Source organism: Aeromonas sp. A600620, assembly GCF_029479985.1.
In the GTDB taxonomy this organism is placed as follows: Bacteria; Pseudomonadota; Gammaproteobacteria; order Enterobacterales; family Aeromonadaceae; genus Aeromonas; species Aeromonas veronii_A.
Window position 1 is genome coordinate 48,805 of sequence record NZ_JAAKXB010000014.1, and the last position, 19,738, is coordinate 68,542.

18 protein-coding genes and 1 pseudogene are annotated in these 19,738 nt (G+C 54.4%); 8 read left to right on the forward strand and 11 right to left on the reverse strand.

Going from position 1 to position 19,738, the window contains the following annotated elements:
• Nucleotides 1-11 precede the first annotated feature (11 nt).
• The 4 genes and pseudogenes from G5533_RS16290 to G5533_RS16305 form a co-directional block, all read left to right on the forward strand.
• Nucleotides 12-245, forward strand: a pseudogene (locus G5533_RS16290) (IS3 family transposase); the annotation flags it as partial.
• A 189-nt stretch (nucleotides 246-434) separates the two neighbouring features.
• Entirely contained in the window at nucleotides 435-2,309 is a 1,875-nt protein-coding gene (locus tag G5533_RS16295) for an HAD-IB family phosphatase (protein WP_421223548.1), read from the forward strand.
• Nucleotides 2,310-2,349: 40 nt separating this feature from the next.
• Complete coding sequence (locus G5533_RS16300; protein WP_421223550.1) at nucleotides 2,350-3,624, forward strand: hypothetical protein; 1,275 nt, start codon at nucleotides 2,350-2,352, stop codon at nucleotides 3,622-3,624.
• 16 nt (nucleotides 3,625-3,640) lie between these two features.
• Complete coding sequence (locus G5533_RS16305) at nucleotides 3,641-4,621, forward strand: hypothetical protein (RefSeq protein WP_216952506.1); 981 nt, start codon at nucleotides 3,641-3,643, stop codon at nucleotides 4,619-4,621.
• Here the strand turns inward: G5533_RS16305 and G5533_RS16310 are convergent.
• From G5533_RS16310 to G5533_RS16350, 9 genes are all read right to left on the reverse strand, one after another.
• Nucleotides 4,574-4,765 carry a hypothetical protein gene (locus tag G5533_RS16310; protein ID WP_421223552.1) on the reverse strand — a complete coding sequence of 64 codons (192 nt, stop codon included), beginning with the start codon at nucleotides 4,763-4,765 and terminating at the stop codon, nucleotides 4,574-4,576. The genes G5533_RS16305 and G5533_RS16310 overlap by 48 nt on opposite strands.
• Before the next feature lie 162 nt (nucleotides 4,766-4,927).
• The gene (gene mnmE, locus G5533_RS16315; protein ID WP_441255083.1) at nucleotides 4,928-6,289 is read right to left on the reverse strand and encodes a tRNA uridine-5-carboxymethylaminomethyl(34) synthesis GTPase MnmE; all 1,362 of its coding nucleotides are present in this window, start codon (nucleotides 6,287-6,289) and stop codon (nucleotides 4,928-4,930) included.
• 99 nt (nucleotides 6,290-6,388) lie between these two features.
• On the reverse strand, nucleotides 6,389-8,035 hold the full coding sequence (gene yidC, locus G5533_RS16320) for a membrane protein insertase YidC (protein WP_421276564.1): 1,647 nt from the start codon (nucleotides 8,033-8,035) through the stop codon (nucleotides 6,389-6,391).
• A gap of 5 nt (nucleotides 8,036-8,040) precedes the next feature.
• Nucleotides 8,041-8,289 carry a membrane protein insertion efficiency factor YidD gene (gene yidD, locus G5533_RS16325; RefSeq protein WP_075116235.1) on the reverse strand — a complete coding sequence of 83 codons (249 nt, stop codon included), beginning with the start codon at nucleotides 8,287-8,289 and terminating at the stop codon, nucleotides 8,041-8,043.
• The gene (gene rnpA, locus G5533_RS16330; RefSeq protein ID WP_005342318.1) at nucleotides 8,256-8,615 is read right to left on the reverse strand and encodes a ribonuclease P protein component; all 360 of its coding nucleotides are present in this window, start codon (nucleotides 8,613-8,615) and stop codon (nucleotides 8,256-8,258) included. The genes yidD and rnpA overlap by 34 nt, the downstream gene beginning before the upstream one ends.
• Complete coding sequence (gene rpmH, locus G5533_RS16335) at nucleotides 8,615-8,749, reverse strand: 50S ribosomal protein L34 (protein ID WP_005307156.1); 135 nt, start codon at nucleotides 8,747-8,749, stop codon at nucleotides 8,615-8,617. The genes rnpA and rpmH overlap by 1 nt, the downstream gene beginning before the upstream one ends.
• Nucleotides 8,750-9,019: 270 nt before the next feature.
• On the reverse strand, nucleotides 9,020-9,754 hold the full coding sequence (locus G5533_RS16340; protein ID WP_421309735.1) for an amino acid ABC transporter ATP-binding protein: 735 nt from the start codon (nucleotides 9,752-9,754) through the stop codon (nucleotides 9,020-9,022).
• Nucleotides 9,755-9,766: 12 nt separating this feature from the next.
• Nucleotides 9,767-10,435, reverse strand: a complete 669-nt coding sequence (locus G5533_RS16345; protein ID WP_019445518.1) for an amino acid ABC transporter permease — start codon at nucleotides 10,433-10,435, stop codon at nucleotides 9,767-9,769.
• Nucleotides 10,436-11,194: an amino acid ABC transporter substrate-binding protein gene (locus G5533_RS16350; protein WP_033115252.1), complete on the reverse strand. Its 759-nt coding sequence runs from the start codon at nucleotides 11,192-11,194 to the stop codon at nucleotides 10,436-10,438.
• A 311-nt stretch (nucleotides 11,195-11,505) separates the two neighbouring features.
• Between G5533_RS16350 and dnaA the strand changes: the two genes are divergently transcribed.
• The 4 genes from dnaA to gyrB all read left to right on the forward strand — a co-directional run bounded on the left by dnaA (nucleotide 11,506) and on the right by gyrB (nucleotide 17,577).
• Nucleotides 11,506-12,876 carry a chromosomal replication initiator protein DnaA gene (gene dnaA, locus G5533_RS16355; RefSeq protein WP_005339307.1) on the forward strand — a complete coding sequence of 457 codons (1,371 nt, stop codon included), beginning with the start codon at nucleotides 11,506-11,508 and terminating at the stop codon, nucleotides 12,874-12,876.
• Nucleotides 12,877-12,959: 83 nt separating this feature from the next.
• Nucleotides 12,960-14,063 carry a DNA polymerase III subunit beta gene (dnaN, locus tag G5533_RS16360; RefSeq protein WP_005339306.1) on the forward strand — a complete coding sequence of 368 codons (1,104 nt, stop codon included), beginning with the start codon at nucleotides 12,960-12,962 and terminating at the stop codon, nucleotides 14,061-14,063.
• A 2-nt stretch (nucleotides 14,064-14,065) separates the two neighbouring features.
• Nucleotides 14,066-15,169 carry a DNA replication/repair protein RecF gene (recF, locus tag G5533_RS16365; RefSeq protein WP_005339305.1) on the forward strand — a complete coding sequence of 368 codons (1,104 nt, stop codon included), beginning with the start codon at nucleotides 14,066-14,068 and terminating at the stop codon, nucleotides 15,167-15,169.
• Nucleotides 15,166-17,577, forward strand: a complete 2,412-nt coding sequence (gyrB, locus tag G5533_RS16370) for a DNA topoisomerase (ATP-hydrolyzing) subunit B (RefSeq protein ID WP_005357188.1) — start codon at nucleotides 15,166-15,168, stop codon at nucleotides 17,575-17,577. The genes recF and gyrB overlap by 4 nt, the downstream gene beginning before the upstream one ends.
• Nucleotides 17,578-17,689: 112 nt before the next feature.
• Here the strand turns inward: gyrB and G5533_RS16375 are convergent, their stop codons facing one another.
• Together G5533_RS16375 and G5533_RS16380 are read right to left on the reverse strand one after the other, a co-directional pair.
• On the reverse strand, nucleotides 17,690-18,640 hold the full coding sequence (locus tag G5533_RS16375) for a helix-turn-helix domain-containing protein (RefSeq protein ID WP_441255085.1): 951 nt from the start codon (nucleotides 18,638-18,640) through the stop codon (nucleotides 17,690-17,692).
• 91 nt (nucleotides 18,641-18,731) lie between these two features.
• Nucleotides 18,732-19,502, reverse strand: a complete 771-nt coding sequence (locus G5533_RS16380) for an MBL fold metallo-hydrolase (RefSeq protein WP_441255086.1) — start codon at nucleotides 19,500-19,502, stop codon at nucleotides 18,732-18,734.
• Nucleotides 19,503-19,738 lie beyond the last annotated feature (236 nt).

Sequence of the window (19,738 nt, forward strand, 5' to 3'; positions counted from 1 at the left end):
CTATCGTGTAGTCGGATCAGGGTTGCCAATATGGCAGTAACGATAGGCAGTGTTTTTTGGGGCCAATAACTTGGCCCCCAATATGAGCCGACGTGGCAACTGTTGGGATCATGCTGTCTCTGAATCGTTCTTCAGTTCGCTGAAAAAAAGATCGCATCATAAAAAGGATCAACAAAACCCACGATCTGGCCCGCGCCGAAATCTTCGATTGCATTGAAGCGTTCTACTACAGAGTGCGACGCTAGAGCCACCTTGGATGCGCGCCACACCAAAGGTCTTCGAATAAGTCTCGTCGTGAGAACAGAATATGTCTACCATCGTGGGCTAAGTCCATCTGATCTGGGTATGATCCTGCGCCAGATTGTCTCGACTTCACTTGCTTATTGTCTTATAAATACAAACGTTTAGATATTGCCAACCTAGCGAGGCAAAGGATGAAATTTATTTTCGATCTCGACGGAACACTTAGCTGCTGTGAAACATTGCCTATCATAGCTAAAAGTTTCAATGTCACTACGCAAATAGAAGAGTTAACTGCCCAGACTATTAATGGTCAGATCCCATTCATGGAAAGTTTCATCAAGCGGGTTGACATACTTGGTCACCTAGATGTGGCTCAAGTTGCTCGCATCGTAGCGGATATTCCCCTTAACCAGTCTCTGCTCGATTTTATCAATAGTAACCGTGATGACTGTATTATTGCCACTGGAAATTATAATGGCTGGATCGCAGAATTAGCCAAAAAAATAGAGTGCGTAATTCGATCATCAGAAGGGGAAGTTGATGCCAATGGCAAGGTTAGATTAACCAAAATACTAAAGAAAGAAGATATTGTTAAAGAGTATCAAGCGCAAGGTGAGCAAGTCGTTTTCATCGGTGATGGAAATAATGATGCTGAGGCCATGAGGATCGCTGATGTTTCTATTGCTTGCGGCTTGATTCACCAACCGGCAAATACGGTAATGCAAGTTGCAGATTATGCAGTATATGATTCTGTTGCTATGCTCAGGTTACTGCAACAGATAAAATCACCTCAAAATGGAAGGTCAGTGGTAATTAGTGCTGCGGGGGTTGGTTCGCGCCTTGGGCTGGGACAAACAAAGTCGCTTATTAAGCTACAAGGGGTGCCACTTATTCATCTACAGCTAGAACAATTCCGGCATGTAAGTGATCTTAGAATAGTTGTTGGTTTTCAGGCTAGCAGTCTTATTGATGAAGTATGCTCGATCAGAAAAGATATTATTTTTGTTTTCAATCACGATTATTTTCACTCTAAAACTGGCGCTAGTCTCTATCTTGGTGGTAAACATGCTAATGAAATGATTATTGCTTGGGATGGGGATCTATTAGTTCACCCAGATGATATTGCTCAGTGCATTGAAGCAGAGCAAGAATTTATTGGGGTGAGTCAAAAAGTGAGCGAAGACGCAGTTTTTGTGAAGCTCAATGAACAAGAACAAGTTGTTTCATTTTCCAGAGATGATGGTGATTACGAGTGGTCTGGACCTGCTGCCATCCGCAGGGAAAATATAAGATTTACCTCGGGCCATCTTTACAATCTTTTAGAACCATTATTGCCAATGTCTGCGAAGATAATACGAGCGCAAGATATTGACACTTATGAAGACTATAAGAAAGCTGTTGATTTTGTGGACTCGTGGAGTAGTGGTAATCATAAAATAAATAGTTATTATGAAAAACTAGCCAGCAAAATAAAATCACCAATAGAGACTAGAAATAAAGCCCCCGATTTTTCTATTTTTGATATTGAGTTAGTCAAACGTTTCTCAGATAAAAGTAAAACCCTGCTTGATCTTGGTGCTGGTACTGGGCTGCTTGTTAATCACCTTACAGAAGATTTCTCTAAAATAGTCGCTGTAGAAAAATATTCTAACTTTAGCGATTTTATAAAAAGAATGGACAACCTGAAAGTTATTAATGAAGATCTCAATATATTTGATGTGGCAGAGAAATTTGATCTTGTTACCATTTTTGGTGTGATGAATTTCTTCAATAGAACAGAGGCGGAACGGATTTATCAGAAGGCTCGCTCATGGATACGACCTGCTGGTACTTTGATAGTCAAGCATCAGATGGGGTGTACTGAAGATGTCATTGTTGATGGTTACTCCAAAGAGCTAGGAACAGATTACTACTCTGAATATAGATGGCTACAGCATGAGATAGATCTTATACGTCAAGCCGGTTTCAGCATTAAGGAAGTTGTTGATATTTATCCAAAAGAGTACAACCGATGGGATAACACCCATTTCTATGCCCTTGTCTGTATACCTGAAGAGAGCAGTTAGGCAAAACTGTACTGAATAATAATTATTGGATGACGATACCATGAGTCGATTTACGCGTTTTCTCCAATCATTCCTGAGGTGTTCAGGAAAGTGCGATGCTGATCTCATTTTTTCAGAACAGCTGGTTAATCTGAGTCAGGGGATTGAGCAAGGTAACCAGCAACTGTCAGAGGGGCAGCTAACTCTGCGTGATGATATCTCCAGACTTCAGGCTATAACAGAACTTCTGCGCGAGAAAGTCAGTTCATTACCGGTGATGTCATCAGCCAATGTCCACGATGTGATAGTTACAGCGGCTGAGCTTGAAGATGTTTTTGTTGGTATTTCTAAAAATATCAAGAGTTGGCAGCAGTGCAATATAGTTTTTGCATGTCCAGTGCTACATGATGGTGTCTCGTTACTGTTGCAAGATCAGGAAGTTATTTATGTTCGCAATGTTGACGATTTTGTATTGCATTTGAAAGATCGTCATGTAACAAGTATTGGTATCGCATCACCTTGGCTGATGCAGGATTTTTTTGGTGAGCGACATATCCTAAATCTACTTCTGAGGGCTTGTCAAAGTCATATTTTATATATCGATAATTGCCATTTTGTGGTACATAGCAAGAACACTAGAAAATGTCTTCATAAGGTTGGTTTCTATGAGATAGCACAGCTTTCGGAAAATCAAAAATGTGATTTTGTCTCTATTGGATGTTTGCCTGATGGTTCTTATTCTGTATTTGGTTCTGCACCGGCGATTTATACTGAGTCGCCCAGCTGTGTAACACTTAGGGCGGCTAGACTCCCAATTTGCAATACCGAAAATTTCTATTGGGAGAATTTGATGATAACACCATTTGATTCGACCAAGATTGGTTTTATGGCGCCAGCTGATGGTTTTTCTCTGGCCATTGCTCAGGCAAAAACTGCTGTAGATGATGTGATTAGTATAAAGGCTAAATTTTCGTGGTTGGGGGCTGGGAGTGGACATGCTTCTCTGGTCGCTTGCTATTCAGGCCCGCAAGATAGTCATATGTATGCCTGTATGCTTCAGGCATCCACGGCAGATATGCCTGTTATCACATTATGGGTTAATGATGGTAGTTGGAGGATAATAAGTGAGCCTAAATTTATACCAAGTGAAGAGGTGAATGTTACCGCTGGGCAGTACTCTACTATTATTGCACTCTCTGTCATGTCTACCAAGGTAATGGTTGAGGTTGGCAGCACTCTCATTATTGATGTCATTGACACCAAGTTGACGCGTACACCGCGAGTGGGGATAAGAGCAAGCGATAATCAGTTTGCTGTTTCTCAAATTACCACATAATAAAAGGCCAGACCTCATGAAAATTGTTACCTCAGGCGTAGATTCTGAGTATGTGTTGGCTGATTTATGCAAATACCTTAGGGCGGTTGGTTATGATGTCACAGAGTTGGATTTTGGCCAACTCACAGCGCAGGATGAAGATTTACTTGCCCCCTTTATTGGTGAGGATGTTGTCTACATTACATCAGCACATACTAATTTAACTAGAGATGTTGCAAAGTTTTTGGCGCCAAAATTTAATGAACACTACCCAAATTATTTATCGCCATTAGAAATAATTCAAAAATTAAAACCTAAGAAATCCATATATATTCCACATGATCTTCTTACTCCTTTTGGAGATAAAAATCTCAATGAACTAAGGTTTTTGGATCTTTTTGACTACATACTTACGCCTTTTTCATCCTCTGCACTCCAGGCGACCTTGGGTCGTCATACGAAAGTCATAGAAAGTGGATGGATAAAGCATACAAAAAGTGCTCGTCCTAGCCAGCCAGCCCAAAAAAATAAACCGAGGATTGTACTGTTCATCAGTATGTTTGAACACTTGCGTCTGAGATTTGGTGATTCAGGAATAGTCGATTACTTTGCTCCGCTTATAACGGAAAATGTCAGAGTCAAGTTACCTGCTTGGCGGGACGTGGCGCAGGTAGAGAAATTATTCAATAATCGTTTTCCCGATTGCATCATTCCCGCTGAGGAGTGCTCGATCCGAGCGATTCAGGAGGCTGATGTTGTGTTGTGCAACGGTGCTTCCTCCATACATGCCGAGTCCATTCTAATGGGGCGGCCCACAGTCTGCCTGTTGGATGATGAGGGCTTGCCATCCGATGAGCAGCGCAGCAAGCTGGGACATCTCCAGGCCATTCTGTTTCATGACTATCGACAACGAGCACCATTGGCAGATGAGTTTGTCGAGCAGGCGATGAAATATCACAGCAACTTCCCGTCAGCCCACTTTGATTATGGTGTAGTGGAAAACATCATCAGCAAGTGATGCTGTGGTCATTGTGATGGCGCAGTTGCGTTTGTGCTTGCGGATGCCTGTGGCTGGATCAAGGTAGGAGCCGGCGTAGTAGGTTAAGCGCAGAGCGCGCTTGCCTTCGGCGTCCGGTGCGCAGAATTCGATGCTGATCTTCATGAGTGTCCCCCGAAAGTACCCCGAGAGGTTACTTCGGGGTACTTTCGGGGTAAATTCTCACGAAACAAGATCAGGCAAGAATAGCCAGTAAAAAACAAAATCCAATATTTACAATATCTTATGTTCTCACTGGCTGCTTTTTATTGCTGATTTTTCACCACATTACTTCCCGATGCAGAAGCTGGAGAAGATGCGGCCCAGCAGATCGTCGGAGCTGAATTCGCCGGTGATCTCGGAGAGGGACTCTTGCGCGAGGCGCAGCTCTTCGGCCACCAGCTCGCCGGCCATGAACACTTCCAGCTGCTCCTTGGCCACCAGCAGGCGCTCGGCGGCGCGCTCCAGCGCATCCAGATGGCGGCGACGGGCCATAAAGCCCCCTTCGGTGTTGCCCTGGAAGCCCATGCAGGCTTTCAGGTGCTCGCGCAGGGCAGGCAGCCCCAGCTCGGTCTTGGCGGAGATGCGGTAGACGGCGTGGCCCTGCTCCTGGCTCGGTGCCAGATCCTCGCCGGTCAGGTCGGCCTTGTTGCGAATGACGGTGAGGCCGATGTTTTTTGGCAACCGATCAACAAATTCCGGCCAGATCTCCCGCGGGTCAACCGCGTCTGTGGTGGTGCCATCCACCATAAACAGCACCCGGTCGGCCTGTTCGATCTCGGCCCAGGCGCGTTCGATACCGATCTGCTCCACCTTGTCCTGAGTGTCGCGCAGACCGGCTGTGTCGATGATGTGCAGCGGCATACCATCGAGATGGATATGCTCGCGCAGTACGTCGCGGGTGGTACCGGCAATCTCGGTGACGATGGCTGACTCGCGCCCTGCCAAAGCGTTGAGCAGGCTCGATTTGCCGGCGTTGGGACGACCTGCGATCACCACCTTCATCCCTTCCCGCAGCAGAGCGCCCTGTTTGGCTTCCCCGCGCACGTCGTCCAGCTCGGACATGATGCTGTAGAGGTCGCCCGCCACCTTGCCGTCAGAGAGGAAATCGATCTCCTCGTCCGGGAAGTCGATGGCCGCTTCCACATAGATGCGCAGCCGGATCAGGCTCTCCACCAGTTGCTGGATTTTGCTGGAGAACTGCCCCTGCAGGGAGTGCATGGCGCTGCGAGCGGCCTGTTCGCTGGAGGCTTCGATAAGGTCAGCGATGGCTTCGGCCTGGGCCAGATCCAGCTTGTCGTTGATGAAGGCGCGCTCGCTGAACTCGCCGGGGCGGGCAGGGCGGATGCCATCGATTTTCAGAATGCGGCGGATCAGCATGTCCATGATGACGGGGCCGCCGTGGCCCTGCAGCTCCAGCACATCCTCGCCGGTGAAGCTGTTGGGGGCTTTGAACAGCAGGGCGATGCCCTGATCCAGTACCTGGCCTTGCTCATCCTTGAACGGCAGATATTCGGCGTAGCGCACCCGAGGGAGCTTGCCGAGCACTATCTCGGCGACCTGTTCGGCGGCGGGGCCGGAGACCCGGACTATGCCGACGCCACCACGGCCTGGCGCGGTGGCCTGGGCCACGATCGTATCTGTTGTCATCTTGCTTGGCTCGTTTGTTCGCTGATAGGAAAACGTAGTGGGGGACATTGTAATAAAAAAGGCGGCCCGAAGGCCGCCTCTTTTGTCATCACGGGAAGATTAGCTGCGTGAATGCAGTCCTTTCTTCTCCAGCTGACGATAGATGATGGTCTGCTGGATGATGGAGATGACGTTGCTCACCAGCCAGTAGAGAGTCAGGCCAGCCGGGAACCAGAGGAACATGAAAGTGAAGATGATCGGCATGAACTGCATCACTTTCTGCTGCATCGGGTCGGTTACGGTGGTCGGGCTCATCTTCTGCAGATACCACATGGAGGCACCCATGAGGATTGGCAGCACGAAGAAGGGGTCCTTCACTGACAGGTCAGTGATCCACAGGGCAAACGGCGCGTGGCGCAGCTCAACAGACTCCATCAGTGCCCAGTAGAGGGCAATGAAGATGGGCATCTGAACCAGGATCGGCAGGCAGCCACCCAGCGGGTTGACCTTCTCCTTCTTGTACAGCTCCATCATGCCCTGAGACATCTTCTGGCGGTCATCGCCGAAGCGCTCGCGCAGGGCCGCAATCTTGGGTTGCAGCATGCGCATCTTGGCCATGGAGGTGTACTGGGCCTTGGTCAGCGGGAACATGATGCCGCGCACCAGCAGGGTCAGCATGATGATGGCCAGACCCCAGTTCTGGACGAAACCGTGGAACACGGTCAGCAGCCAGTGCAGCGGTTGGGCGATGAACCACAGCCAGCCGTAGTCGACAGTCAGGTCGAGGTGGTTAGCTACCTTGGCCATCTGGTCTTGCAGCTTGGGGCCGACCCACAGTTTGCTGGTCACTTCGGCCTGTTGACCGGCAGCCACGTCAACCATTGGCGCCTTGTAACCGATGATGGCCTGGCCTTTACCCGGGATCACGCGGCTGTAGAAGCTGTTGGTATCGTCGGCATTCGGAGCCCAGGCAGAGACGAAGTAGTGTTGCAGCATGGCGACCCAACCACCCTTGGTGGTCTTGTTCAGGTCGGCATCCTTCATCTCGTCGAAGGTGTACTTCTTGTAGCGTGTATCTTCAGTGGAGAAGGCACCACCACGGTAAGCGCTGGCTACCATGGCATGACCTTCCTGATCCTTCGGCGTTGCTACGGTCTGCTTCAGCTGACCATAGAACTGCACCTGAACCGGCTCGGCAGATTTGTTGTCGATCTTGTAATCAACGCCAACGGCATAGTCGCCACGCTTGAGGACGAACTCCTTGGTGAAGACCACGCCCTTGCTGTCGGTCCAGGTCATCGGAACGACGACTTGATCCTGACCATCGGCCAGCTGATAGCTGGTCTGGGCGGCTTCATAGGTAGGACGACCTTCGGCCTGACTGTCCGGACCGTTGCGACCCACCAGACCGCTCTGGGCGATATAGAGGTGCTCAGGCTTGCTGGTCAGCAGCACGAACGGTTGGTCCTTGCCCTCTTCCAGTTTGTGAGACAGCAGTTCGGCAGACACGATGTCGCCACCCTGGGTATCCAGGGTCAGCTTGAGCACGTCAGAGGAGACTGTGATCAGCTTGCGTGCGGCAGTCGCGTTGGCTTGCTCGGAAACCTGAGGAATATCACCGGTCTGACCGGCTTCAGGTACGAAATGTTCGGTTTGGGCCACGGTAGTCGGGGCCGGCTTCGGAGCCTTGTCGGACTCCCACTGTTGCCAGAGCAGAAAGCTCACGAACAGCAAACCGATCAGGAGTAGATTGCGTTGTGATTCCATAGTTTTCAGTTTCTTCGCTTTGGTTGCGGAACCGGGTCATAACCACCCTCGGATAAGGGATGGCATTTTAATAGACGTTTGCTGGCTAACCAAACGCCTTTTATGAAACCGTGAAGTCGGATGGCTTCTATCGCAAATTGGGAACAAGTCGGGGTAAAACGGCAGCGCGGCCCGAGCAGAGGGCTAATGATTAGCTGATACAGGCGTATCAGTTTGATAGCTACCCATTGCAACGGCGTGACAGGGTGCGCCATAGCTTTTCCAGTAACTTGAACAGTTCCTCGTTATCCATCTCTTTCACACCGGCCTTGGCGATCACCACGATGTCGATAGCGGGCAGCTGATGTTGTTTGAGGCGGAAACTTTCCCGAACCACCCGTTTGACACGGTTACGCCAGACGGCACGCTTGAGTGCTTTTTTGGGCACAGCGAGACCAAGACGAGGGTGTTCGAGCGAATTGGGAGAAGCGAGAAGGGTAATCTGCGGAGAGGCGGCCCGGACAGGCTCGGCAAAAACGCGTTTGAAGTGTTCGGGAGTTAACAGACGTAACTCCCGAGAGAAGGTGTGCTGGGTAGGCATTAGACTACCAGGCGGGCACGACCCTTGGCACGACGAGCGGCCAGAACTTTACGACCGTTGGCAGTTGCCATGCGGGCGCGGAAACCGTGAGAGCGCTTGCGCTTCAGGTTGGACGGTTGAAAAGTACGTTTCATGATTCGATTCCGTATTTCTGTACAGTTTTGATTGTCACACTTAGCCGACGCGCCAGCTATAGCGTGTGACGACTAGCAAAAGAGGCCGAATTCTAAACAGAGTTCGGCTTTTAGTCAATCCGCCGTTCCCTCTCATCCTGCCATGGTCTTGAAAAGGCCACTGCCGAGCGTGAGGATCCAGAGGATCAAGGGCTCCGGATTATACTGGCAACCCGGGGTTAAACAAGGGATCCCTCAATAAAAAAGGCGGCCAGGCCGCCAAAGAGAGAGCTATTTAAGGACTTTCCGCAAGAACTCCCGGGTACGGGGATCCTTGGGATCGACCAATATCTGATCCGGCGGGCCCTGCTCGACGATCCGCCCCCCTTCCATGAAGATCACTCGATCGGCAACATCACGAGCAAATTCAATCTCATGAGTCACCACCACCATGGTCTGGTGCTGGCGGGCCAACTCCTTCATCAGTCCCAAAACCTCGTCGACCCACTCGGGATCGAGGGCCGAGGTGGGCTCGTCAAACAGGATCACCTTGGAGTGGGCCGCCATGGCGCGGCCAATGCCGACCCGCTGCTGCTGGCCGCCGGAGAGGGAGGCCGGATAGGCATCCTGCTTGTCGGCGAGGCCAATGTCCTTGAGGATGCCGAGCGCTGTGGCGCGGGCCTCCGCTTTTGGCTGCTTCCAGACGGTGATCAGCCCTTCGGCGATGTTGTCGAGCGCCGTCTTGTTGGCAAACAGGGCGTAGTTCTGGAACACGAAGGAGGCGCGCTTGCGCAGCTCGATCGCCTGCTGCTCGCTGGCCTTGGCCAGGTTGAGCTGCAGATCGTCAATGGCAAGCGAACCCGCATCCGGGGTCTCCAGCAGGTTCAGGCAGCGCAACAGGGTCGACTTGCCGGTGCCGGAGGGGCCGATGATGACGACAATTTCCCCCTTTTTGACCTCCAGATCGATGCCGTTGAGCACCTGATTTCCGTGATATGCCTTGGAGAGGCCGGTTAGCTTGATCATGAACGCCCTCCTTTAATAGGCACGGTTGAGACGGACTTCCAGCAGATGCTGCAAGCGGGTAAAGAAGATCACCACCACCCAGTAGATCAGCGCCACCGCCATAAAGCTCTCGAAGAACTTGAAGGAGGAGGAGGCTTCCATCTGCGCTTTGCCCATGATCTCGGCCACCCCCAGGGTGAAGGCCAGCGAGGTGCTCTTGATCATGTCGATGAAGTAGTTCATCAGCGACGGGGTGGCGATGCGGGCCGCCTGCGGCAGGATGATCCGCTGCATCGCCTGATAACGGCTCATGCCGATACTGAGCGCCGCTTCCATCTGGCTTTTGTGAATGCCGAGGATGGCTGCTCGGATCGACTCGGCCATGTAGGCGGCGAAGTGCAGGGTCAGACCGACGATGGCGGCAGTAAAGGCATCCATCCCCACGAAGATCGGGAACAGTTGCGGCAGTCCGTAGTAGAGCAGGAACAGCTGAACGAGTAGCGGTGTACCCCGAAAGAACGAGATATAGAGCATCGCCAGCCAGTGGATCGCGGGGACGCGAAACACCCGTACTATCGCCAGGGCCAGCGAGAGTACGAGTGCCAGCACGAATCCCCACAGGGCCATCTCCATCGTGGTGCCCAGGTATTTGAGCAGGATGGGAAACAGCCCCAGCGTGTATTCGAGGTCAAATTCCATCATTTATTTGTCGGTGATGTCGGACGCGAACCATTTCTCGGAGATCTGACGCAGGGAGCCATCCTTGCGCATGGCGGTCAGGGCCTCGTCGACCTTCTTCAGCAGCGCCTGCTTCTCTGGAGTCTTCAGGAAGGGCAGGGCGTTCTCGATGGTTTCGAACGGCGCGCCAGCCTGTTGCAGCGGCAGCTTGGACTCCTTGATCAGCTGGGCGGTGGAGACGCGGTCCATCACGAAGGCGTCGATGCGGCCCAGCGCGACATCCTGTTCGAAGGCGGAGTCATAGGTGCGGATATCGATCTTGTGGTTCGGATCGTTCTTGCGCAGCAGCTCTTCGAAGTTGGAGCCAAGGTTGACCGCGACCTTTTTGCCTTCCAGATCCTTGATGCCGTGGATGGTGTTGTTGCCCTGACGGACCACGATCTGGGCGCCGTCATAGACGTAGGGCTGGGAGAAGTCGTACTTCGCTTTGCGCTCGTCGGTGATGGTGATCTGGTTGGAGATGGTATCGACACGGCCGGTTTCCAGCATGCCGAACAGGCCGGAGAAGCTGGCGGTCACGAACTCGACCTTGTAGCCGGTGCGCTCGCCGATCTGGTTCCACATATCCACTTCAAAGCCCTGCAGCTTGTCCTGCTTGACGAAAGTGAACGGGAAGTACTTGCCGGACATACCGACCTTGATGGTCTCCTGGGCGATGGCCTGACCAGACAGGGTAGCCAACAGGATGGCTGCGCCGGAAATAAGCTTGATGGAAGTTTTCATGGGGTTTCTCTCTCTAAATGTCTTGTATTTGTAGTTGTAATAACTGCTTTGGCCCTGATGTTATTGGAATAAAATTTAAAAAATAAATGACATTTGGTTATATGAAATAACAGGAGTGCAGCACGAGATCCGCCAGTTGCAGCAGTGGATCAAGCTGTGGGTAACTTTGGGGATGAAAGATGATCCGGAGGCGCTGGATCCTTGAAAGTCAAGGATCTTATTTGCTGGATCCGCGGGGTCACGGCTGGAGATCCGGCGGCTAAAAACGTAGAATAGCCGGTCTTTAGTTAATCAATCGACAGGAGTTTAGAGTGACTGCTTCGCTATGGCAGCAGTGCCTTAACCGGCTGCAAGATGAGTTGCCCTCGGCAGAATTCAGCATGTGGATCCGGCCGCTTCAAGCGGAGTTGAGTGACAATACTCTGACCCTGTATGCACCGAATCGCTTTGTTCTGGACTGGGTACGAGACAAGTATCTCATCCGGGTTAACGGCATCATCAACGAACTCTGCGGGGTCGACGGCCCCGCCCTGCGTTTTGATATAGGCAATCGTCCCCATCCTGTTGCTGTCGCCAGAGCGCCGGTACAGGGTGCCGCGCCTGTGAATAACTTGCAGAAGAGCTGGGAAAGCAAGGCTGAAGCCAAGCCCGAGCCGAACCACAAGAGCAACACCAACGTGAACTATACCTTCGAGAATTTCGTCGAGGGTAAGTCCAACCAGTTGGCGCGTGCGGCTGCCCGTCAGGTAGCGGACAATCCGGGTGGTGCTTACAACCCGCTGTTCCTCTATGGCGGCACCGGCCTTGGTAAAACCCACCTGCTGCACGCCGTTGGCAATGCCATCAAGGAGAGTAAAAAAGATGCCAAAGTCATCTATATGCACTCCGAGCGGTTTGTTCAGGACATGGTGAAAGCGCTGCAAAACAACGCCATTGAAGAGTTCAAGCGTTACTACCGCAGCGTCGATGCCCTGCTCATCGATGACATCCAGTTCTTCGCCAACAAGGAGCGCTCCCAGGAGGAGTTCTTCCATACCTTCAATGCCTTGCTGGAAGGTAACCAGCAGATCATCCTGACCTCGGATCGCTATCCGAAGGAGATCAACGGTGTCGAGGATCGCCTCAAGTCCCGCTTCGGCTGGGGCCTGACCGTGGCGATCGAACCGCCGGAGCTGGAGACCCGTGTCGCGATCCTGATGCGCAAGGCAGACGAGAACCAGATCCATCTGCCGGACGAAGTGGCCTTCTTCATTGCCAAACGTCTGCGATCCAACGTCCGTGAACTGGAAGGCGCCCTCAACCGGGTGATCGCCAACGCCAACTTCACCGGCCGTGCCATCAACATCGATTTCGTGCGCGAAGCGCTGCGCGACCTGTTGGCACTGCAGGAGAAGCTGGTCACCATCGACAACATCCAGAAGACGGTGGCGGAGTACTACAAGATCAAGCTGGCGGATCTTCTCTCCAAGCGTCGTTCCCGCTCTGTTGCCCGTCCGCGCCAACTGGCGATGGCACTGGCCAAGGAGCTGACCAACCACAGTTTGCCGGAGATAGGTGATGCCTTTGGTGGTCGTGACCACACTACCGTTCTTCATGCCTGCCGCAAGATCGAGCAGCTGAAGGAGGAGAGTCACGACATCAAGGAGGACTATTCCAACCTGATCCGTACCCTTTCTTCCTGATAACGGAATCGAGTGGACAGATGCAGCGCGAATATTCCAACCTGATCCGAATCTTTTCCTCCTAATCACAACGGAGAGCACAGATGCAGCTCGAAATTAGCCGTGAGGCCCTGTTACGTCCTCTGCAGCTGGTGTCCGGCGCCCTCGGCGGCCGACCGACCCTGCCGATCCTCGGCAACGTGCTGCTTGATGTCAGCAACGGTCTGCTGTCACTGACCGGTACCGATCTCGAAGTAGAGATGATCGGTCAGGTCTATCTGAACGGGGCCAGCGAAGATGGCCGCACCACAGTACCGGCGCGCAAGCTGCTGGATATCTGCCGTGGTCTGCCGGAAGGCGCCGAGATCCGTCTCAATACCGAAGGGGAGCGCCTGATCATCCGATCCGGTCGCTCCCGCTTCAACCTCTCGACCCTGCCGGCGACCGAGTATCCGAACATTGAAGATTGGGAATCCGTGCTCGAGTTCGATATCAGCCAGCTGGAGCTGAAGAAGCTGATCGATGCGACCCAGTTCTCCATGGCCAGCCAGGACGTGCGTTACTACCTGAACGGCATGCTGTTCGAGAGTGAAGGTCACGGTCTGCGTACCGTAGCGACCGACGGTCACCGTCTGGCCACCTGCCGCCGCGAGGTAGTAGGGGAATCGCTGCCCGATCATCAGGTTATCCTGCCGCGCAAAGGGGTATTGGAGCTGGTGCGTCTGCTGGAGGCGGAAGACAAGCCGGTGCGGCTGCAGATCGGTCGCAGCAACCTGCGTGCTGCGCTGGACGGCTTCATCTTCACCTCCAAGCTGGTGGATGGCCGCTTCCCGGACTGGCGCCGCGTCATTCCGCGCAACAGCGACAAGGCCTTGATCGCCGGCCGTGAGGATCTGCGTCAGGCGTTTGCCCGTGCCGCTATCCTCTCCAACGAGAAATTCCGTGGGGTGCGTCTCAATCTGCAGGAAAACCTGCTGCGCATCACCGCCAACAACCCGGAACAGGAAGAAGCCGAAGAGCTGCTTGACGTACAATATGCCGCTGGCGAGATGGAGATCGGCTTTAACGTCTCTTATGTGCTCGACGTGCTGAATACGTTAAAATGTGACCAAATTCGGATTAGCCTGAGCGATTCCATCAGCAGTGCCATTATTGAGGATTTTGAACATCAGGATGCTCAGTACGTGGTGATGCCGATGCGGATCTAGTCGTGTCCCTGGTCAAACTCCAGCTCAGCGATTTTCGCAATATCCAGCAAGCCAGTCTCAAGCTGTCGCCCGGCCTCAACATTCTGGTCGGGTGCAATGGCAGCGGCAAGACCAGCGTGCTGGAAGCCATTCACTACCTTGGTCTGGGGCGCTCCTTTCGCACTCATTTGACCGGGCGGGTCATCCGCCAGGGGGAGAGGGCCTTTACCCTGTTTGCCCAGTGCGAGCTGGAGGGACGTCAGGTACCGATCGGTCTTGCCAAAGACAAGAGTGGCGAGACCCAGCTCAAGATTGCCGGGGCACAGGCCCAGCGGCTGGCCGATTTGGCGGAGCTGTTGCCGGTGCAGTTGATCCATCCCGATGGTTTCAACTTGCTGACGGGCGGGCCTCAGGCTCGCCGCGCCTGGCTCGATTGGGGCGTTTTCCATCAGGAGCCGACCTTCTTTGCCCTGTGGGGGCGAGTGCGGCGGCTGCTGAAACAGCGCAATGCGCTGCTGCGCCAGAGCACCCAGTACCGCCAGCTGGCGTTCTGGGATCAGGAATTGGTGCGGCTGGGTGGTGAGCTGGCCGAGTTTCGCGCCAGTTATTGTCAGGCCATTACGCCCCTGATCAAGGAGATGACGGCGGATTTTCTGCCGGAATTCGATATCAGTCTCGGCTTTTACCGGGGCTGGGAGAAAGATACTCCCCTCGGCGATCTGCTGGAGGCGGGGTTTGAGCGGGATCGGGCGCTGGGCTATACCGGTGTCGGTCCACAGAAAGCCGATGTTCGCCTCAAGGCGAACGGGGTACCCGCTCAGGATATTTTGTCCCGGGGTCAGCTGAAGTTGCTGGTCTGCGCCATGCGACTGGCCCAAGGGCTCTATTTGAATCAACATAGCAGCCGTGGCTGTATTTTTTTAATTGACGATTTTGCCTCTGAACTGGATGTCGACAAGCGCCGCTTGCTGGCCGCAAGGCTGAAGCAGTGTGCGTCCCAGGTGTTTATCACTGCCATCGACACCGGTCAGCTCGCAGACATGATGGATGCGAATGACTGCAAGTTGTTCCACGTGGAACAGGGTAAAATCTCCGAAACGTTAGAGAAGGCAGAGAGTAAGCTATGAGTGAAAATACTTACGACTCCTCGAATATCAAGGTGCTGAAGGGCCTGGATGCGGTCCGCAAGCGCCCGGGGATGTATATCGGCGATACGGATGATGGCTCGGGTCTGCACCACATGGTGTTCGAAGTCGTCGATAACTCCATTGACGAGGCGCTCGCTGGCTACTGCTCCGATATTCTGGTCAAGATCCATTCCGACGGTTCTGTCTCTGTGCGTGACAATGGCCGGGGTATCCCGGTAGACATGCACGAGGAGGAGGGCCGCTCCGCCGCAGAGGTCATCATGACCGTGCTGCACGCTGGCGGTAAGTTTGATGACAACTCCTACAAGGTATCCGGTGGCCTGCATGGCGTGGGTGTCTCGGTAGTTAACGCCCTCTCTGATAAGCTGTTGCTGACCATTCGTCGTAACGGCCACGTCTACGAGCAGACCTATCATCTGGGTGAGCCGCAAGCGCCGCTCAAGCAGATTGGCGACAGCACCGGCACCGGTACCGAAGTTCGCTTCTGGCCGAGCCCTGCCATTTTCAGCGATACCCTGTTCCATTACGAGATCCTGGCCAAGCGCCTGCGCGAGCTCTCCTTCCTCAACTCCGGTGTCTCCATCCGTCTGCAAGACGAGCGTGATGGCCGCGAGGCGCATTTCTGCTACGAGGGTGGCATCAAGGCGTTCGTTGAATACCTGAACCAGAACAAGACCCCGATCCACCCGAAGGTGTTCCATTTCACCACCGAGCAGGATGGGATTGGTGTTGAAGTGGCGATGCAGTGGAACGACGCCTATCAGGAAGGGGTCTACTGCTTCACCAACAACATCCCGCAGCGGGATGGTGGTACTCACCTCGTTGGCTTCCGTACCGCGCTGACCCGTACTCTGAACTCCTATATGGACAAAGAGGACTACAGCAAGAAGGCCAAGTCTGCCGCCAGTGGCGACGACGTACGTGAAGGTCTGATTGCCGTTATCTCCGTCAAGGTGCCGGATCCCAAGTTCTCCTCCCAGACCAAGGACAAGCTGGTCTCTTCCGAAGTGAAGACCGCCGTTGAACAGGCGATGGGTGAGAAGCTGGCCGACTTCCTGCTGGAAAACCCGGGCGATGCCAAGATCGTGGTCAACAAGATCATCGATGCGGCCCGTGCCCGCGAAGCGGCCCGCAAAGCCCGCGAACTGACCCGCCGCAAAGGCGCGCTGGATATCGCCGGTCTGCCCGGCAAGCTGGCTGACTGTCAGGAAAAAGACCCTGCTCTCTCCGAACTCTACATAGTGGAAGGGGACTCTGCTGGCGGTTCCGCCAAGCAGGGTCGCAACCGTAAGAACCAGGCCATACTGCCGCTCAAGGGCAAGATCCTGAACGTAGAGAAGGCCCGTTTCGACAAGATGATCTCCTCGCAAGAGGTGGGTACCCTGATCACCGCACTGGGTTGCGGTATCGGTCGCGACGAGTACAACCCGGACAAGCTGCGTTATCACAACATCATCATCATGACCGATGCGGACGTCGATGGTGCGCACATCCGAACCCTGCTGCTGACTTTCTTCTATCGTCAGATGCCGGAAATCATCGAACGTGGCTACGTCTACATCGCCCAGCCGCCGCTCTATAAAGTGAAGAAGGGCAAGCAGGAGCAGTACCTGAAAGACGAAGACGCGCTGCTGCAGTACCAGACCGCCATGGCGCTGGATGGTGCTACCCTGCACGTCAACGAGTCTGCTCCGGCCATCGGTGGCGAGGCGCTGGAGCGTCTGGTCAACCAGCACCGCTCGGTGACTCACCTGATCACCCGCATGTCTCGTCGTGCGCCGGAAGCGGTGCTGACCCAGCTGATCTATCAGCCGGAGCTGAACGAAGCGCTGCTGAACAGCGAGAGCGATCTGCTGGCCTGGTGTCAGGGTATGGAAGCCGTGCTCAACGAGAGCAACCACGGTATCCAGTACCAGATCCAGGTTCGTCGTGATGAAGAGCGCAGCCTGTACGTGCCGCACGCCGTGGTACGCCAGCACGGGGTCGACCGCGAATATCCGCTCAGCTACGACTTCCTGCAGTCCGGTGAGTACCGTCAACTGGTCTCGCTGGGCAAGGAGATCGCCAACCTGATCGAGGAAGGTGGTTTCATCAAGCGTGGCGAGAAGGTCAAGCCGGTTGCCAACTTCGTAGAAGCCGTCGAGTGGCTGATGGGCGAAGGCAAGCGCGGCATCTACATCCAGCGCTATAAAGGGCTGGGTGAGATGAACCCGGACCAGCTGTGGGAAACCACCATGGATCCGGAAGCCCGTCGCATGCTGCGCGTCACCATCGACGACGCCGTCGGTGCCGACCAGCTCTTCTCCACCCTGATGGGTGATGCCGTTGAGCCCCGTCGTGACTTTATTGAGACCAACGCCCTGCGCGTGGCCAACCTCGACGTCTAATCGACGCTGTCAGCCCGATATAAAAAAGCCGCTCCCTGTGAGCGGCTTTTTGTTTTTGGGCGGAGTAGGTGGCACGTTCCACGTGAAACATCGTGCTTTGGTATCAGGGGTTTTAGCCGCGAAAAGATCGTCGCCACTCGCTGGGGGAGATGGAAAAGCGGGCGCGGAAGTGATTGCGCAGGGAGGTGGCACTCTTGAAGCCGACCAGCTCGGCGATGCGATCGATGGAATGGCCGCTCACCTCCAGCAGCTCCTGACTGCGCCTGAGCCGTTCCGCCAGCAGCCATTCACCCACCGAGAGGCCGGTTGCCTGATGAAAACGGCGGGTAAAGGTGCGCCGACTCATCAGGGTATGGGCCGCCAGAGAGTCCAGGGTGTGAGGCTCGGCCAGATGGGCACGCAGGTGATCGAGCAACTGGTTCATCCGGACATCGCGCGTGGAGGCGGGCACCGGCTGCTCGATAAACTGGGCCTGACCCCCTTCCCGGTGGGGCGGGATCACCAGCCGCCGTGCCACCTTGTTGGCGATGGCCGAGCCGTGGTACTGGCGTACCAGATAGAGGCAGCAGTCCAGCCCGGCGGCAGTGCCTGCCGAGGTGACAAGCCCTTCGTCATCCACATAGAGGGCGTTGGTATCGAGCTGCACGCAGGGAAAGCGGTGGCAGAAATCTTGCTCGTACTCCCAGTGGGTCGATGCCTTGCGACCATTGAGCAGCCCGGCGTAGGCGAGCACATAGGTACCGAGGCAGAGCCCGACCAGCCGGGCACCTCTGGCTCTGGCGGCAATCAGGGCATCGAGCAGCGCTGCTGGTGGCCGTGCTGCCGGGTCGTGCCAGAAGGGGATGACGATGATCTCCGCCTCGGCCAGCACCTCCAGCCCATGAGGAGCCTGAATGGTGAATCCTTGCGCCGAGTGTGAATGAGGGTTGCCATCACCGCAGCAGATCTTGAGCTCGAACAGCGGCTGGCCCGGCAGGATATCACCGAAGATGAGGCAGGGGACGGCGCAGTGAAAAGGGCTGAAGTGATCGAAGGTCACCACGGCAACGATCGGGGTGGTCATGGTGTTGGCTCCTCTCTGCGCTCAGACCACTCATCATAATCGTTCGGTAGTGAAAGCCGAAGGGCCATCTCTGGCATGGCCCTCCTGCGGGTCACAGCGATATCGCCTCGCCATCTTCTGGCACCCGTACCCGATCCATCATGCCCCGTTCCGCCAGATAGTCGCGCAGCTCTAGGCGTGACAGCACGGCGTGGTTGACCGCCTCCATATGGCTGGCGATCAGCGTGGCTTGCGGTGCGGCCTGATAAACGGCGGCGACATCCTCCTTGCCCATGATGATGGAACCGAGCCCGGGCACCTGTGCATCGCCACAGTTGAGGATGATGACCTCGGGCTGATGCTGTTGCAGGGCTTGCTCGACCCGGGGATGCCAGATGGTGTCACCGGCCAGATAGAGGCACTGTTCATCGGGGTGGGAGAAGACCACGCCGCACACTTCTCCCATTCGCTCGCCCAGTACCGCCATCAGTTGATCGCTGCCGTGCTGACCACCGGTCTGCTGCAGGCGAATGCCGGCAAATTCTGGTTGGTCGCTCAGCAGGCGCACATCCTCAAAGCCACTGGCACGAATGGCATCGGCATCTTTCTGATGTTGTACCAAGAGCGGCAGATGCTTGGGGATCTGGGCTCTGGCGGCGTCATCCCAGTGGTCGGGATGGTCGTGGGTGACGATAACGGCGTCCACATCGACCAGCTCATCGATCGATAGCGGCAGCTCGACCAGCGGATTGCGCAGATGGCTGTTGGCGGTGCCCTCAAAGCCGGGGAAGGCCCACTTGGCAGAGAGCATGGGGTCGATCAGAAAGCGGGTGCCGGCATAGTTGAGCAGCAGGGTGGCGTTGCGAACCTGGGTAATCTTCATGGGATGGCTCCATGTTGGCTGGTGGATATGCAACCAATTATGGGGTGCGGAGCGCATTGCCATCAGTGGCCCACGGGTCGATTATCATCACTATCGGGCCAACTGGTTGATGTGCCAAAGGTCGGTGAGGCCATTTAAAAAATTTGAAAAAATCCCCTTGAAAGGAAAAAGTGAGCCCCTATATAGGTAACAAGGCCGGAATGCTCGACAGAGGTTTCGACCAGGTGCCCGTCCAT

What these genes read in the sequence shown, in the direction of transcription:
- G5533_RS16295 (WP_421223548.1), top strand. Translation starts at nt 435, where the DNA reads ATGAAATTTATTTTCGATCTCGACGGAACACTTAGCTGCTGTGAAACA.
- G5533_RS16300 (WP_421223550.1), top strand. Translation starts at nt 2,350, where the DNA reads ATGAGTCGATTTACGCGTTTTCTCCAATCATTCCTGAGGTGTTCAGGA.
- G5533_RS16305 (WP_216952506.1), top strand. Translation starts at nt 3,641, where the DNA reads ATGAAAATTGTTACCTCAGGCGTAGATTCTGAGTATGTGTTGGCTGAT.
- G5533_RS16310 (WP_421223552.1), bottom strand. Translation starts at nt 4,765, where the DNA reads ATGAAGATCAGCATCGAATTCTGCGCACCGGACGCCGAAGGCAAGCGC.
- mnmE (WP_441255083.1), bottom strand. Translation starts at nt 6,289, where the DNA reads ATGACAACAGATACGATCGTGGCCCAGGCCACCGCGCCAGGCCGTGGT.
- yidC (WP_421276564.1), bottom strand. Translation starts at nt 8,035, where the DNA reads ATGGAATCACAACGCAATCTACTCCTGATCGGTTTGCTGTTCGTGAGC.
- yidD (WP_075116235.1), bottom strand. Translation starts at nt 8,289, where the DNA reads ATGGCGCACCCTGTCACGCCGTTGCAATGGGTAGCTATCAAACTGATA.
- rnpA (WP_005342318.1), bottom strand. Translation starts at nt 8,615, where the DNA reads ATGCCTACCCAGCACACCTTCTCTCGGGAGTTACGTCTGTTAACTCCC.
- rpmH (WP_005307156.1), bottom strand. Translation starts at nt 8,749, where the DNA reads ATGAAACGTACTTTTCAACCGTCCAACCTGAAGCGCAAGCGCTCTCAC.
- G5533_RS16340 (WP_421309735.1), bottom strand. Translation starts at nt 9,754, where the DNA reads ATGATCAAGCTAACCGGCCTCTCCAAGGCATATCACGGAAATCAGGTG.
- G5533_RS16345 (WP_019445518.1), bottom strand. Translation starts at nt 10,435, where the DNA reads ATGATGGAATTTGACCTCGAATACACGCTGGGGCTGTTTCCCATCCTG.
- G5533_RS16350 (WP_033115252.1), bottom strand. Translation starts at nt 11,194, where the DNA reads ATGAAAACTTCCATCAAGCTTATTTCCGGCGCAGCCATCCTGTTGGCT.
- dnaN (WP_005339306.1), top strand. Translation starts at nt 12,960, where the DNA reads ATGCAGCTCGAAATTAGCCGTGAGGCCCTGTTACGTCCTCTGCAGCTG.
- gyrB (WP_005357188.1), top strand. Translation starts at nt 15,166, where the DNA reads ATGAGTGAAAATACTTACGACTCCTCGAATATCAAGGTGCTGAAGGGC.
- G5533_RS16375 (WP_441255085.1), bottom strand. Translation starts at nt 18,640, where the DNA reads ATGACCACCCCGATCGTTGCCGTGGTGACCTTCGATCACTTCAGCCCT.
- G5533_RS16380 (WP_441255086.1), bottom strand. Translation starts at nt 19,502, where the DNA reads ATGAAGATTACCCAGGTTCGCAACGCCACCCTGCTGCTCAACTATGCC.